This window comes from Clostridiales bacterium, assembly GCA_012512255.1.
Taxonomy (GTDB): Bacteria; Bacillota; Clostridia; order Christensenellales; family DUVY01; genus DUVY01.
In genome coordinates this window covers 1-12,563 of the sequence record JAAZDJ010000070.1, presented here as the reverse complement: position 1 = coordinate 12,563, position 12,563 = coordinate 1, and the positions used below count along the sequence as shown (strand labels likewise).

The window sequence follows — 12,563 nt, the reverse complement described above, 5'->3', positions numbered from 1 at the left end:
GTCCTTATATGTATTTGATGCGCCATATTTTGAGATTGGCAAGGCGACCAATCGGCGATATTAATTCATTGGATATAGGCAATATTTTGCACGAGATTTTGGAAAAATTCGCGGCGTATGACCCTAAAACCATAGAAGAATGCGACCAAATAACCATAAAGATAACAGACCAAATAATCAGCGAAAACATCAAACTCCAAAAAAACCCGCATTTTTCGCGGCTATTAAAAAAAGAGGCTATTAACACGACTCGGGCTGTTTTTGAGCAAAACCAAAACTCTGATTTTAAGACGCTTTATACCGAAAAGAAATTTGGAAAAGGCGAGGAAATGCCGCCCTTGGTTATACAAACCGATACAATGACCTCTTATATAGGCGGCAAGGTTGACCGAATAGACCAATATCAAGATTATATCAAAATCATTGACTATAAAAGCGGCAAAGTTAAGTCTTCCGCGGAGGAACTTTACGCGGGCATTAATCTTCAAATTATGCTGTATATGAAAGCGTGCAGCCAAGCGCTTGGCAAAAAACCCTTCGCGTCTTTGTATTTTCCGATTAATAACGATTTTATGGATGAGAAAAAGCATTCCAGATATCGCAATATAGGGCTTGTCGCGTGCGAGCCAGAAGCTTTGCTGGCGGCGGACAAAACGCTGTATCAGACCAAAAAAAGCAATGTTTTGCCGATAGCGGTCAAAACTATAACGCCCGATGCCGTGGTAGCGGCGGCTAGGCAATCTTGCGCGCTGGAGTTGGATGAATTTGAAAACATCTTGGAATATTCGGTTAATTTGACGAAAACGGCCATTGACGAGCTTGCGTCGGGGTATTTTGAGCCGCATCCCTATGAAGATGTTTGTAATTGGTGCGATTATAGGGGCATATGCTGCGAGCCTTACCAAAACCAGCGCGAATTTGACCAACTGGATATTACCAACAAAACAATAGCGAGCCTAGGGCAAAAAGATTAAGAAAAAGCGGGGTAAAATATGGCTTACCAATGGACGCCCTCCCAACAAAAAGTTATAAACTCTGACCGTAATAAGATTTTGGTTTCGGCCTCAAGCGGCAGCGGCAAAACCACTGTCATGATCGAACGCATAGTCAATCTTATCAAAAACCATAAAGTCAGCCTGAATAACATTTTGGTTACCACTTTTACCAATGCCGCCGCCCAAGATATGAAAAACAAGCTAATAGAAAGGCTTACAGAGGCTTTACAAGAGCATGAGGACAAAAATTTTATATTGGATCAGTTGCATAACGCCGAAACGGCCCAAATTTGCACGCTTCATTCTTTTTGCGCCGACCTAATTAGGAAGTATTATTATGTCGCGGGCGTGGATTCGGCTTTTACGGTCATTCAGGATTTGGAAGCGTCTTTGAAAAAATCAAAAGCGCTCAAAAAAGTGTTTGACCAATATCTAGAAAGCGGCGACGAGGTTTTTTTGAGGCTGTGCGATATCTTTACAAGAAAAAGAAGAATGGACAAGCTAGCAGAGCATATCGTTAAAATACACGCTTTTTATCGCACTTTGCCCAAGCGCGAAGATTGGCTGAATACCGAGCCTGACTTAGACGCGGTTGACGAGTATATAAACGACTATAAAAAATTAGCGGACCAGTATCACGCGCGCCGCGCCCAAAAGATTATTGAATACGCCAAAAAAATAGACTACGGGCCCGCAATCGCGGCGGCGGCTTGCATATTGGAAGGGCTGTCAAGCGGTCAATTCCCGTCCAAATTGCCTTCTCAAAATGAACCAAAAGATTGCGATACCTTAACTTCTGACTTTATTAAAGCAAGCAGCGAGTTTTGCAAAAAAGCCAAAGAATTTTATCAAAAGTTTTACGAGTCAATATCCCAAGACGATAACTCCAACCAAGAGCTAGCCAATAAACTTTTGGAAGTAGTCGGCAAATTTGACAAAACATACGCCGAACTCAAAAAAGAAGATTTTGAGCTTGACTTTGCCGACTTGGAGCACTACGCGTTTGATATTTTGAGCAATGAGGAAGTGTATAAAGAAATAAGGCAAACATATCGTTATATTTTTGTGGACGAGTATCAAGATATTAATCCGATGCAAGAAGCCATAATCAATCTTTTCACCGATTCCAAGCTGTTTTTTGTGGGCGATGTCAAGCAAAGCATTTATCGCTTTAGATTGTGCGACCCCGATATATTCATCAAAAAATACCGCGATTTCAAAAGCGGCGCCGACCCTGACAATATAGCCATAGACCTAAACGACAATTTCAGGTCGGTTAGGTCCATACTGGATTTTAACAACGAGATTTTCTCGCGTATAATGACCAAGGAGTTAGGCGGCGTGGACTATCAAGACGAGGCGCAGTTTTTCGCCCGAAATGAAGACTTGGCCTCGCCCTATCCCGCCGTGAACATAGCAATAGCCCAAGTCCCGAAAGAGCAAAAAATAATACCCGATACGGTATATAGCGTCAAAAACCATCTCAATCTAACGACGATAACGGATTACAAAGCCGAAGCCGATATAATAATAAATGAAATATCAAAAATACTTCAAGACGGCAGAGTGTTAAAAGACGGGCAGCCCCAACCGCCCGATTATAGCGATATCGTCATTTTATTCAGGTCATTAAAGAACAAGTCGTTTGAGATAATCAAAGAAATATCCAAGGTCTATCCCGTTGCGAGCGGTTTGGAAACCGAGCTGTTAAGCCGCCCTGAGATATTGATGCTTGTTGACTATGTAAAAGTCATTGACAACCCTTACCAAGACATAGCGTTGACGGGCGCGTTAAAAAGCGTTTTTGGCCAAATCCATGAAAACCAATTAATCAAAATAAGGGAGCGCTATCCAAATACCGAATTTTTTTATCAAGCGGCGTTTAAATACAAAGACCAAATAAACGACGATATATCCCAAAAATTAAATATATTTTTTGAAAATCTCGCACAAGACAGAAAATATGCGGCGTGCCACAGCCTGCGCGAGCTTATTTTGCATATTATAACCAAGTATAATTACGAAGAATATCTTTTGACCGCCTTCGCGCAGACTGATTTTGAATATGTGGAATTGTTGTTGGATTTGGTTTTGCAATACAATACCGTTACGGAATTTTTGGATTATATAGACAACGATGTAATCTCGCCTAAAATAGAAATGCCCGCCAACGCCCAGTCCAAAGCCATAAGGGTTATGACCATACACCAGTCCAAAGGCTTGGAATTCCCCATAGTATTTGTATGCGGGTTGGGAAGCAGGTTCAACCGTTTATCTGACGAAATATTAATAGACCAAAGAGTCAAGCTTGGGCTAAAAAACTACGATTTTGAAAATCGCGTCAAGTTGGATTCTAAGACGCGAAGCGCGGTAAGATTTTTTAATCTAAAAAAAGAAACCGAAGAGGAAATGCGCATATTATATGTGGCGCTAACCCGCGCGAAATACCACCTTGTTTTAACGGGCGCCATAAACCAAAATTATAAATTAAAGGGGCTTGAGCCTTTTGAGATATTGCGTTCTCAAAGTTATCTTGACTGGATTTTGGCCGTGCTGGCAAGGGACAAAAACAATCTCTTGTTTGGCGCGCCCAAGTTTGAACAGCTTAAAATTGCGCCTTGTTATAACCTGCAAATAATACCCATCGCCAGCGTCCAAAATTATTCGGACTTTGGAAAACCAAAGCTCTTGCTTGGCGATAAGGACTTGGAAGAACAAATACGCCAAAACCTTAACGTTATTTATCAAGCCCATAGGCTAAACCAAAAATACACGGTAACGGAGCTTAGCGCGCCCGAGGAGAGCCCCCAAAGCGTTTTTATATACAAAGACCAAGAACTGCTCTTAGGCGGCATAGAACGGGGCAACGCCTATCATACGCTTATGAAATACATTGACCTAAATTGCCAAAGCGTTGAAGAAGTTATCGCGCAAATGCAAAAACTCCAAGAGCAAAAGCTGTTGTCAGACGATTATATCCAGCTAATAAATCCCGAAAAAATATTAAAAGCGCTCAAATCCGACATTATTTTGACGGCAAAACAGAATACATTTTATAGGGAGCGGGAGTTTTTGTTTTATGCCGACGCTTCCCAGTTAAATCTTCAAGGCGAGGGCAAGGTTTTAATCCAGGGCGTTATAGATTTGCTCATTTTCACAAACGAAGGGATAATTATCGCCGATTACAAAACCACAAAAGGCCCTGACGAATACTTAATAAGCCTATACCAAAGCCAACTAAACATTTACGCAAAAGCGGCCGAGAGCGTTTTGGGCGAGCGGGTTATCAAAAAAGTAATATACTCTTTTGAAACAGACAAGGAAATATATCTATAATCTTTTTTAAAGTTTTTATTTGACAAAAGAAAATATATCATTAATAATATTGTATAATATTGTTTATTAATAGAAATAGCGTTTAATATTTGTTATTAATAGGTAATAATTATGGATTTGGTGGATAATTTTTATAAGTGGTTGGAAAAGTTTTTAGGCGCGGGCGCTATCAATAAATTATTTTTTATTTTGGCCGATGTTCTTATCCTTTTGTTTTGTCTTGCCATAATTTTGTATTTTGCGAGCAATAACGCGGTGGCTTACCGCGCGGCCGCAAAAGATGTTTTGCGCGCTATAAAAAAAGGCGCAAACGAGGCGGCCATTAATGTGGAAATGAAAAAAATGCCCTATATTTCGCGATCGCTGTGGCATCGTTTCCGCAAAGAACGCAAAGGCAAGCCAAGCGACTATCTCACCATTACCCAATGCCTGACTATCCCCAATAAAACATCTTGGATGTATTGTTTGGCGGCGGTAATAGTGTTGGCGGGCATAATGTTTGGCTCTTTTGTGTATGGCTTTGAGCAAAGCCTAAAAGCCACCAGGCTTGCGTGCGCTTTGGTCGGGCTTGGCTGCGTTTTGGCTATTGTTTTGATTGTGATAGAAAAATTATCCTATAACGCCACATTATATACCCACGAAAGGCTTGTATGGGCGCTTAACAAAAAATCCAAGGAATTTATCATTCCCGCAGGCGTTAATGTCCCCGACGACAAAAGAATTATTGACGAACCTTCATATTTTACGAGCCCGCAGGCTTTGGATTATACCGTTGTTCCTAGGATTTCGCCAAGGCAATTATTCAACGCGCCCAAACCTATGGACGCCGAGACCCAAACTTTGCTGTTAAGGATAGACGCGGCCATAAAAGCGAAAGCGCCTTCGGCGACATTAAGGCATTTGGCTTCCGCGCTGCAAAGAATAAAATCAAAACCCGAAAACGAATGGCCCGAACACCAGCAACGGCTCAACAAAGCCATGTCCGTATTATTAAAGGCAATCTCAGAATCTTATAAGTGATAATAGCCTTTGTATTTTTGTTCTGCTTTTGTGCCTTATCTTGCTTTGCCTTATTCGCCTTTTTATGTTCTTGAAAAGCATTTTCCTTTGACTCATTTTGTTTATCGCCCTAAGGAAATTATTTTACGCTTTGGAATATTTGGTCAACTCCAACAGCCTGCCTTGGTTAAAGGCCTTCAAAACGACCTCGGCTGTTATCAGTGTGTTTTGTGGAATTATTATATTGCCGTTAAAGTCCGTAATGGCTTGCGTCGTGAGCCTGCCCAGCAAAAATATATAATCTGCAAGAATCTTGGCAAAAGACCGCGCCTTGGGGTCGGTAGTTTGGGGTCGCTTTTTATTTTTATCATCTATATCATTATTATTAATTTTAAGTTCATTGTTTTGCGTGGTTGGCAAAGGCAACTTAAAATATATATCTTTTTGGCTGCCTGTTTCGGCGTTTAATTGGTTTGTCTTAAGTCTTTTAGTCTGCGTTGCGTTGATATTTTCCTGCTCGGCAAGGTTATCCTTGGACGGTATTTTGGCGTTTATCGCTAAAATGCCTTGTTCTGTCTTAGCGTCTTTGGTGATATCTTGCGCTTTTGATTCTTCGGGCGATGAAACTTTATTTTCAGCCATATTATCCTTAATATCCGTTTGGGTTATTTGCGATGTTTGATCCTCTTGCGAAGAAAAAAAATCCAAATCGTTTGGATCTTGATTATCATGCTTTTGGGATATATCCTTGTTCTCATTATTTTGATTGGACTGTGTCGGATTGGTTTCGGGTATTTGGCGGAGAGAGGAGCTTTTTTTAGCAGCGGGCTTTTTGCGCGGGGTTAGTTTTTTTTTACATGCATTTTTTGCGTTATATCGGTAATCAAGAGGCGGTTGCCGATTGAGATTATATTGTCGGGATAAATCATTTCGCTTTCATTCATCAAAATATACGATGTTTTAAAATTTTCCCAAAAAATATCTTTCAAAATGCCAAGCTTAAAGCCTTCCTCGTTATATATCTCAGCGCCCAAAAGCTGATAAATATTGCATTTGAAGGCTTCGCTTTCCAAAACCGGGCCATTGCCCACAAGCGCGTCGGGACCTATGGCTTTGACATCCGAGATTTTTATGACAAATTCTTTGCCGACCGAAAACTTATCCCCAAGCACAAGCATTTGGACATAAGACATGGACGAATTAAAGACCGCGTTCTTGACATAATGTATTTTGCCGTTATGAATATTAATCAAAGGCTTATTGATAATATTCCTTAAGCTTTCCATATCCGCTCCTTGTTATTAGATAAAAAAATACAAACATAATATAATTATAAATATAATTTTTAGCCCGTAATTTATAACCTTTTGTAATTTCATATATAAATTTGGCAATAAAATTTATAATAATTTATATAGCAAGGCAAATTTTAATTATTGACATAAAATCAAAATGCCTTTATATTATAAAAAGGTATTATTATGATATTGTTGGAAACGCATTTGCATAATTGCGAAATAAGTCCTTGCGCTTGTGTGACAGCGCAAGAAATACCCCAAATATATAAAAACGCCGGATATCAAGCTCTGGCTGTGACCAATCATTTTTCGGCTTACGCTTTGAGTTTGCAAGAAGGCGAGACATCTCAAGACAAGGCCAAAAATTTTTTGCGTTATTCAAAGCTGTTAATAGACGAAGCCAAAAAAATCGGGCTGAAAGCTTTTTTGGGTATGGAAGTAACGCTTGCGCGGTATCAGTGGCAGGACTACTTGGTCTATGGCGATATAGAACAAGGCATCCTTGAGCATCCCGCCTTATATACTTATACGCAGGAGAGCTTGTTTGAATTGGGCAAAAAATATGGGTGGGCCATTTTTCAAGCGCATCCTTTTAGATCGGGCTGCACTCTAGGTTTGCCAAAATATATGCACGGCATAGAGGTTTATAACGGCCTTCATTGCTCGGAAGAAATTTATCGCCGCTCGGTCAATTTTTGCCAAAACAACAACCTTAATATGCTGGCCGGCGGGGATTTTCATAACATAGGGCATCAGGGCAAGGCGGGTATTTATATTCCCGAAGATATAGATACGGACAAGCAATTAGTCGATTATCTTATTAACAATCAGCCTGAGTTGTTTATATCGGATAATTATTAATTTTTTTCTTTAGATAAATTATAAACAAAGGAGGTCAAAAGGCTTAAAAAACATATTTAAGCCTTTAAGCGTTAATTTTGTTTTTACACGTCTTATTAATAATGGCATCTTTGATCGCGCTTATTATTCCCGGCTATGCCTTAAGAAAAGCTAAGATGTTCTCCAACGGCGCTGTGGGCGCTTTGGTGTCTTTGCTTTTGTATGTTTGCCAGCCTATGATAACATTAAGCTCGTTTTTGGAGCAAGACGCCGCGCCCACTTCAAAAACGGCGATTTTTATGGGTTTGTCTTTTTTGTTTTCGTTTGTCGGGCATCTTGTCGTGTTTTTTGTGGCGAAATTAATATTTTTCAAATGGAAAAATAAAGAAAATGCGTCCGCATATATATTCGCGACATTTTTTACAAACAGCGGTTTTTTGGGCATACCTTTTTTGAAAATGTTGACCGACAAGCCGCAGGCCGTATTGTTTGCCGTTATATATAATGTTGTGTTTAATATGTTGATATGGACCTTGGGCATTTATATTTTGACGGGCGACAAATCGTCAATAAGCGTCAAAAAGGCTTTTTTAAACCCCGCGATATTGCCCTTGTTTGTCGCCTTGCCGCTGTATTTTTTCCCGCCTATCAATGTAATAAGCGGCACGCCCATAGCCAACGCCATAAGCCTTTTGGCTAATATGTCCGCGCCTCTTTCTATGGTAGTGGTGGGGGTCAGGCTTGCCGATTTGGGCGTAAAAGAGGCTTTCAAGGGCTGGGGAAATTATCTAAGCAGTTTTGTAGGGCTGATCTTGGCGCCCGCGATTTTGTTGGCGGCGGCGGTATCGCTAAAAAATATTCCTTATTTTAATCAAAATGATTTATTGTTCTTGGCTGTGCCCGTAATTTTGATGGCTATGCCGACGGCCGCCTCGTTAGTGGCGTTCGCCGAAAAAACCAACCGCGCTAAGACCGAATCCACCCGCGTATTTTTGACATCCACAATATTATCGTCATTGACGATACCCTTAATTATTTTGGCCGTTGGGGCGGCCGGGTTAATTTAAAACCTTAAGCGGTCTTATGGAAAAAATTTAATAATATTTTAATTTAGACGATAATAAATTAGAAATATTAAGACTTTATTAAAATTTGATAATAATATTGTTTTTGGCATTATGGTTGTGCTATACTTTTATTGTTAAGAAATTATTAGGAGATTGATATGGCGTTTTTTAAAAATCAACTGCTTAAGGTTATAGAATGGGCGGACAATACTCACGATACAATGGCGTATAAATACCCTATTCCTCCAAAAACCCAAATAATGATGGGTTCCCAGCTCATTGTGCGGGAATCCCAAGTCGCTATTTTGGTTTCCAGCGGCAAAATAGCCGATGTCTTTGAGCCGGGCAGATACAAACTCAATACGGGCAACATGCCCATACTTACCCAGCTAAGGTCTTGGAAATACGGCTTTAACTCGCCGTTTGTTTGCGATGTTTATTTTATCAATACCAAACAATTTATCAATCAAAAATGGGGCACGGGCAGCCCCGTAATGATGCGCGACCAAGACTTTGGCGTTGTGCAATTTAGGGGTTATGGCATCTTTTCTTTTAAGGTTTCGGAACCGGCAGTGTTCTTGCGCGAGATTTTGGGCACCAGCGCGTTATATAAGATAGACGCGCTCATGGAGCAATTAAAGCGCACCATAGTGAGCGGCATTTCGCAAGCCGTCGCTGCTTCCAACATACCGGCTCTTGATTTGGCGATGAAATACGCCGAAATAGGCGACAAAGCCGAAGAAATTGTAAAGGCCGACTTCAGCAAGATGGGCATATCGCTGGTTAATTTGGTCGTGGAAAATTTGTCTCTGACCGAAGAGAGCGCGAAAGCCCTAAACGAAAGAACAAGGATGAATATCTTGGGCAACCCTCAAGAATATACGCAATACGCCGCCGCAGAGTCCATGAAAACTATTGCCGAGAACGCCCACAAGGGCGGCGGTATGAACATGGCGGGCGCGGCCATGCAGATGGGAGCAGGCTGGGCGATAGGCAACACCTTTGGCGCGGCTATTTCGGGCGCAGGCGACAAAAGCGCGCCGCCTATGGCCGCCGCGGCAGCAGGGCCTACCATAGTGTGCCCGAAATGCGGAGCGACCATTAGCGCCAAGTCCAAGTTTTGTTCCGAGTGCGGCGCAAAAACGCCGGCCGTTACCGCAATCAAATATTGTTCGTCTTGCGGTAAACAAAACAAGCCCAAAGCAAGATTTTGCGGCGAATGCGGAACAAAATTATAAAAGATGAAGAGATTTCTTAATCTTGCCGAAGAAATAAAAAGATCCAAAAACAATACAACATACCGCCCTTCCCAAGAAAGGGTTACGCAGTATGAAGACCAGCCCCAAAAAAAGGTCTATGACACCTACGGGGGCGAGGTCAAGCTGCTTCAGGATGTGGAACAGGACAAATGCCCTAATTGCGGGGCATCTTTGGCGTTTTCGCCCAAATCCCAAAAGCTCTATTGCGATTATTGCAATAACGAGTTTGAGATTATATCCCAAAAAAGCAGCGAGATTGTCTTGGATTTTTCTCTTGACAAACACAAAAAATGGAACGACGAAACTAGGGTAAGCCATTGCGACAGTTGCGGCGCCGAGTTTGTCTTTGACAAGGACGAGTTTGCCAAGCTCTGTCCTTTTTGCGACTCGCCCAGCGTTACGCGCATAGAGGATTTGGAAGGCATAAGACCCAACGCGGTCGTTCCGTTTAGGCTGACCAAAGCCCAAGCCAAAGAATGCTACCAAAAATGGATAAAGCGTCGCGTTTTTGCGCCGTCGGCTTTTAGAAAAAATCATACAGTTGACCAATTCAAAGGCGTTTATTCGCCTAGCTGGACATATGACGCCAGGACATTTTCGGATTATTATGGCGTGGTGGGCGACTATTATTATGTGACCGTGGGCACGGGCAAAAACCGCCATACCGTGCGCAGAACGCGGTATAGAAGCGTAAGCGGAAAGCATGAAGCGATATTTGACGATATTAATATCAATTCCAGCCGTAAAATAAGCGACAGGGATTTTAAAAAGCTAAAACCTTTTAACACCCAAGACAGCGTGGAATACAAGCGTCAATATCTGGCGGGATACACGGCCGAACATTACAAAAAATCTCTCAACGAAGGCTGGGCGGAGGCCCTGAATGTCATCAATAACCATATCAGGTCAAGCATCATAGCGTCGCTTCATTGCGATGTCGTGAGCTATCTCAATATCACTACCAAGTATAACGATAAGACATTTAAGTATGTGTTATTGCCCATTTATATCGCCAACCATCTATATAAACAAAAACAATATTATACATACATCAACGGCAGCACGGGCAAGGCCGTGGGCAAGGCGCCTGTTTCGGCGCCCAAAGTCATAGGATTTTTGTTAGGATTGCTGGGCGGAATCGCCTTGATAACATTTTTATTAAACTTTTTGCAAATAATATAAAAGCGTTTTGTGACTTTAAAACATAAAGCGCCCCTAATTATCTTTACATTTTGGCAATGTGTGTTATAATTTAATATAATTTTTTGAAAGGAGTATTTTAAAGAAAATGACTATAACCAAGGATATGACCATATATGAAATTCTAAAACTTGACAGCGGGGTCGCGCCCATTTTTTACGGTTTTGGAATGCATTGTTTAGGCTGCCCTATCTCAAGCGGCGAAACGCTGGAACAGGCGGCGGCGGCGCACGACATTGATGTGGATTTGATTGTGGAAGAGCTTAATAACTATTTCGCCGATAAAGAACTTGACGACGACGAAGAATAAAGGCCAAAAATAAATATGTAAGACCCGATTATGTCGGGTCGTTTTTTTTACTTAGCGCAAGAATCGGCATACGTTAAACAAGCAGCAGCATCTTTTTTGGCAGCAGCGATCTTTATGGTCGTCAAACTTATCGCATTTGTCCTTGCCGTCAAACTTATCGCATTTGTCCTTGTCGTCAAATTTGTCGTCATGGTCATGGTCTTTTTTCTCAAAGCAGAAGCACTCTAGCTTTTGAGGTTTTGGAGGGCAAGGATGGCAGCATGGGAACTTGGATTTGCAAGGGTCAAATTTCTTGTCGTCGCAACCTTTGTCGTAACCATAACTGTCATAACCCTTGGAGTCTTTTTTGTCGCCATAGTCGTCATAACCTTTATGGTCGTATTTGCCATAATCATATTCATCGTAGTTGTAACCCATATATTTTTAACTCCTTTATTAGATTTTTTTATGTAAGCAAAAAAATATATGAGTTTTAGCGGTTATGTAATTATGTAATTTTAAGAAATTTTGAGGTTATTCCGATTTGATATTGTCTTGAGGCTCGATATAATCTTGAGATGTTTTGATAATTTCAGAGTCGCTAAATTGGCTTGGCTTGACGCTTGTTTGGGTTATTATAGGCGTTTGGATGTTTAGCGGGGATTCTTGCGGGTTATTAGGAGGGTTGTTAATAAATCCTGAATAATTATTGATTATGGACTGCTGGTTGGAAAGGATAGATTGGGTGTTGGCAAGCGGTCGCTGGTTAATAGCGTTTATGCCCAAAAAAGTCGCGGGGAACAATAGGTCGGCCTCGCAAACGCAAGCGTTGAGCGTTACGCAAAAATCCTCCGTTGACGGCGACAAAAATATAGGCACGCATTCGCATCTAAACAAAAAATTACCGTCGGGCAGGTTAAACACCGCCGTCCCGAATATATCCGTCCGTCTAAAAATTACCCGTCCGCTGTCGCAGAATGTGCAAGATACTATCGCTCCTCTTACTGGGACATTATTGGAGGATATAAACACATAACACCTTACTTGGTTTGGTCTTCGTCTTCGTCTTTTCCTGCGCGGACAACAACACGGACAACAACGCGAACTACAACAATGGCAATTACTCATATTTCATTATTATGCTATCGGACATATTTGTGTGTTTGATTTTTTGGATAAAAAACTTTATAATAATTGGGCTAAAAAATATAAATACAAAATTATAACGCCAAATAAAAATCCTTGACATAGTTTTTGGTATGTGCTAGATTATATAGAGC

General features: G+C 41.2%; 12 protein-coding genes. 8 read left to right on the top strand and 4 right to left on the bottom strand.

The window, feature by feature from the left end; translation table 11 throughout:
• The 3 genes from GX756_03550 to GX756_03540 all read left to right on the top strand — a co-directional run.
• Positions 1 to 974, top strand: a 974-nt coding sequence (locus GX756_03550) for a hypothetical protein (protein NLC16933.1), incomplete at its 5' end; no start/stop codon positions are given.
• Positions 975 to 992: 18 nt separating this feature from the next.
• Complete coding sequence (locus tag GX756_03545) at positions 993 to 4,331, top strand: UvrD-helicase domain-containing protein (GenBank protein ID NLC16932.1); 3,339 nt, start codon at positions 993 to 995, stop codon at positions 4,329 to 4,331.
• 111 nt (positions 4,332 to 4,442) lie between these two features.
• The gene (locus GX756_03540; GenBank protein NLC16931.1) at positions 4,443 to 5,351 is read left to right on the top strand and encodes a hypothetical protein; all 909 of its coding nucleotides are present in this window, start codon (positions 4,443 to 4,445) and stop codon (positions 5,349 to 5,351) included.
• Positions 5,352 to 5,474: 123 nt separating this feature from the next.
• Here the strand turns inward: GX756_03540 and GX756_03535 are convergent, their stop codons facing one another.
• Together GX756_03535 and GX756_03530 are read right to left on the bottom strand one after the other, a co-directional pair.
• A complete protein-coding gene (locus GX756_03535) occupies positions 5,475 to 5,972 on the bottom strand; it encodes a hypothetical protein (GenBank protein ID NLC16930.1) in 498 nt (165 codons plus the stop codon).
• A 200-nt stretch (positions 5,973 to 6,172) separates the two neighbouring features.
• Entirely contained in the window at positions 6,173 to 6,616 is a 444-nt protein-coding gene (locus GX756_03530; protein ID NLC16929.1) for a hypothetical protein, read from the bottom strand.
• 195 nt (positions 6,617 to 6,811) lie between these two features.
• Here GX756_03530 and GX756_03525 point away from each other — a divergent pair, with 195 nt between their 5' ends.
• The 5 genes from GX756_03525 (at position 6,812) to GX756_03505 (ending at position 11,304) form a co-directional block, all read left to right on the top strand.
• A complete protein-coding gene (locus GX756_03525) occupies positions 6,812 to 7,489 on the top strand; it encodes a hypothetical protein (GenBank protein NLC16928.1) in 678 nt (225 codons plus the stop codon).
• 101 nt (positions 7,490 to 7,590) lie between these two features.
• The gene (locus GX756_03520; protein ID NLC16927.1) at positions 7,591 to 8,535 is read left to right on the top strand and encodes a hypothetical protein; all 945 of its coding nucleotides are present in this window, start codon (positions 7,591 to 7,593) and stop codon (positions 8,533 to 8,535) included.
• A 158-nt stretch (positions 8,536 to 8,693) separates the two neighbouring features.
• The gene (locus tag GX756_03515) at positions 8,694 to 9,773 is read left to right on the top strand and encodes an SPFH domain-containing protein (protein ID NLC16926.1); all 1,080 of its coding nucleotides are present in this window, start codon (positions 8,694 to 8,696) and stop codon (positions 9,771 to 9,773) included.
• 3 nt (positions 9,774 to 9,776) lie between these two features.
• Entirely contained in the window at positions 9,777 to 10,976 is a 1,200-nt protein-coding gene (locus tag GX756_03510; protein ID NLC16925.1) for a hydrogenase maturation nickel metallochaperone HypA, read from the top strand.
• Between the two features lie 106 nt (positions 10,977 to 11,082).
• A complete protein-coding gene (locus GX756_03505; GenBank protein ID NLC16924.1) occupies positions 11,083 to 11,304 on the top strand; it encodes a DUF1858 domain-containing protein in 222 nt (73 codons plus the stop codon).
• Positions 11,305 to 11,355: 51 nt separating this feature from the next.
• Here GX756_03505 and GX756_03500 read toward each other — a convergent pair whose 3' ends face one another.
• Complete coding sequence (locus GX756_03500) at positions 11,356 to 11,721, bottom strand: hypothetical protein (protein ID NLC16923.1); 366 nt, start codon at positions 11,719 to 11,721, stop codon at positions 11,356 to 11,358.
• Positions 11,722 to 11,817: 96 nt separating this feature from the next.
• Entirely contained in the window at positions 11,818 to 12,315 is a 498-nt protein-coding gene (locus GX756_03495; GenBank protein NLC16922.1) for a hypothetical protein, read from the bottom strand.
• Positions 12,316 to 12,563 lie beyond the last annotated feature (248 nt).

Coding starts and splice junctions, on each gene's coding strand:
- GX756_03545 (NLC16932.1), top strand. CDS start 993: ATGGCTTACCAATGGACGCCCTCCCAACAAAAAGTTATAAACTCTGAC.
- GX756_03540 (NLC16931.1), top strand. CDS start 4,443: ATGGATTTGGTGGATAATTTTTATAAGTGGTTGGAAAAGTTTTTAGGC.
- GX756_03535 (NLC16930.1), bottom strand. CDS start 5,972: ATGGCTGAAAATAAAGTTTCATCGCCCGAAGAATCAAAAGCGCAAGAT.
- GX756_03530 (NLC16929.1), bottom strand. CDS start 6,616: ATGGAAAGCTTAAGGAATATTATCAATAAGCCTTTGATTAATATTCAT.
- GX756_03525 (NLC16928.1), top strand. CDS start 6,812: ATGATATTGTTGGAAACGCATTTGCATAATTGCGAAATAAGTCCTTGC.
- GX756_03520 (NLC16927.1), top strand. CDS start 7,591: ATGGCATCTTTGATCGCGCTTATTATTCCCGGCTATGCCTTAAGAAAA.
- GX756_03515 (NLC16926.1), top strand. CDS start 8,694: ATGGCGTTTTTTAAAAATCAACTGCTTAAGGTTATAGAATGGGCGGAC.
- GX756_03510 (NLC16925.1), top strand. CDS start 9,777: ATGAAGAGATTTCTTAATCTTGCCGAAGAAATAAAAAGATCCAAAAAC.
- GX756_03505 (NLC16924.1), top strand. CDS start 11,083: ATGACTATAACCAAGGATATGACCATATATGAAATTCTAAAACTTGAC.
- GX756_03500 (NLC16923.1), bottom strand. CDS start 11,721: ATGGGTTACAACTACGATGAATATGATTATGGCAAATACGACCATAAA.